The organism is Kitasatospora sp. NPDC049258, from assembly GCF_040678895.1.
In the GTDB taxonomy this organism is placed as follows: domain Bacteria; phylum Actinomycetota; class Actinomycetes; order Streptomycetales; family Streptomycetaceae; genus Kitasatospora.
Window position 1 is genome coordinate 1 of the sequence record NZ_JBFAQT010000098.1, and the last position, 2,416, is coordinate 2,416.

Consider the following 2,416-nt stretch of genomic DNA (forward strand, 5'->3'; position numbering starts at 1 on the left):
TACACCTACCTCGGCGACGCCGCCTGGCACTTCGACGACGAGGACGGCATCACCAAGGAGAAGCTCAAGACCTGGTCCCAATGGCGCGGCTACGCGCACACCCGGGTGGAGACCGGCGGTGTCTCCGCGATGTCCACCCAGGCGGACCACTACTACCTGCGCGGCATGGACGGTGACCGCAACGACCCCGCCGACAAGACCAGGAAGCGCACCGTCACCGTGGACGACGGTCAGGGCACCACCCTGGCCGACGACGACGCCTGGGCCGGCTACGAGTACCGCACCGAGCAGGACGACAAGCCCGGCGGCAAGATCCTCTCCAAGACCGTCAACACGCCCTGGAAGAAGACCACCGCCACCCGCGTCCGCGACTGGGGCACCACCACCGCCAACCTCACCAGCACCAAGGCCACCCGCACCTTCATCTCCCTCGACAACGGGGCAGGTAGCAGCTGGCGCGAGACCCGCACCAACACCACCCCGGACGGCTACGGGCGGGCCGCCCAGGCCGAGGACCTCGGCGACGTCACCGTTGCCACCGACGACAAGTGCACCCGCACCACGTTCGCCGACAACACCGGTGCCTGGATCCTCAACGGCGCCATCCGGGCCGAGACCGTCTCGGCCAACTGCGCCGCCAACGTCAACCGCGACACCCAGCCGGACGGCAGCTCGGCCGTCTTTTCCGACGTCCGGGCCCGGTTCGACGGCCAGGCCTACGGCGCGGCCCCCACCAAGGGCGACGTCACCCTCACCGAGACGCTCAAGTCGCAGACCGGCACCAGCGCCACCTACCTCGACGCGGCGAAGACCTTCGACGTGTACGGGCGGGCACTGACCACCACCGAGCTGGCCTCCAGCACGGTCTTCGACACCACCGGCGCCACCGGCCCGGTCACCACGCCGGGGACCGCAGCCCGGGTCAGCACCGCTACGTACACCCCGGCCACCGGCCGCCCGACCAGGTCCACGGCCGTCTCGCCGCCGGCCAAGGCCGGTGACGCCAGCACCACGCGCACCACGATCACCGACTACGACCTGCTGCGCGGGCTGACGGTCGACACCATCGACCCCAACAACCGCAAGACCGACCAGGTCTACGACGCGCTCGGCCGCACCCTGAAGGTCTGGCTGCCGAACCGCTCCAAGGCCAACGGGCAGAGCCCCAACCACCAGTTCACGTACGAGGTCGCCGAGGGGAAGATCGCTTCGGTCGCCACCCTGACGCTGAACGCCGACGGCTCGCAGGACACCTCCTACACCCTGTACGACGGCCACGGCCGGGCCCGGCAGACCCAGTCGCCCGGTGACAACGGCGGCCGGCTGCTGACCGACACCTTCTACGACGAGCGCGGTCAGGCCGCCCTCTCCTACGCCTCCTACTACGCCACCGGCGCGCCCTCGACCACGCTCTTCAAGGTCGAGGACGCCACCGGTGTGGAGACCCAGACCGCCACCGCCTTCGACGGTCTCGGACGCACCGTGAAGTCCACCGTGCTCGCGGGCAACGGCGTCGGCACCCCGCTCGCCACCACCCTCACCGAGTACAACGGCGACCGGGTCACTGTCACCCCGCCCACCGGCGGCACCCCCACCACCACCATCGCGGACGCCGCCGGCAAGACCGTCGAGCTCCGGCAGTACAAGTCCGCACTGCCGACCGGCGCCTACGACAGCACCACCTACGGCTACGACCCGGCCGGCCACATGACGAGGCTGACCGACCCGGCCGGCACCGTCTGGACCTGGCAGTACGACCAGCTGGGCCGGCTGCGCAAGACGGTGGACCCGGACGCCGGCACCACCACCAAGTCCTACAACGACCGCGGTGAGCTGATCAGCACCACCGACGGCCGCAACAAGACGGTCGCGACGGTCTTCGACAACCTCTCGCGGGTCATCGAGACCCGGGACGGCTCGGCCACCGGACCGCTGCTGACCTCCCAGACCTGGGATCCGGCCGGCAACCTCAACTCCCTCTCCACCTCGACCCGTTACAACACCGTCAACGGGACCACCTACCAGTACAAGACCACCTACTCGCTCTTCGACGTCCTGTCCCGCCCGACCCGCACGACGCTGGCCGTTCCCTCGGTCCCCGGGCAGGAGGCGCTGGCCGGGAACTACGTCAGCGGTACCGTCTACCGCCTCGACAACCTGCCGCAGAGCGTCAGTTACCCGGCCGCGGGCAATCTCGCCGCCGAGTCGCTCACCTTCGGCTACGACGCCCGGCACCGGCTGACCGGCGCGTCCGGCCTCAGCAGCTACCTGACCGGCCAGACGTTCACCCTGACCGGGAAGCCGCTGCAGTCCACCCTGAGCAACGGCACCGCGGGCAAGGACGTCTACGTCACCAACGGCTACGAGTGGGGCACCCAGCGCCTCGCCTCCAGCCGCACCGACCAGTACGGCATCG

At 70.0% G+C, this 2,416-nt stretch carries 1 pseudogene; it reads left to right on the plus strand.

Annotation, left to right across the window (positions count from 1 at the left end):
- Nucleotides 1-2,416 (plus strand): annotated as a pseudogene (locus AB0K43_RS31325) (sugar-binding protein); the annotation flags it as partial.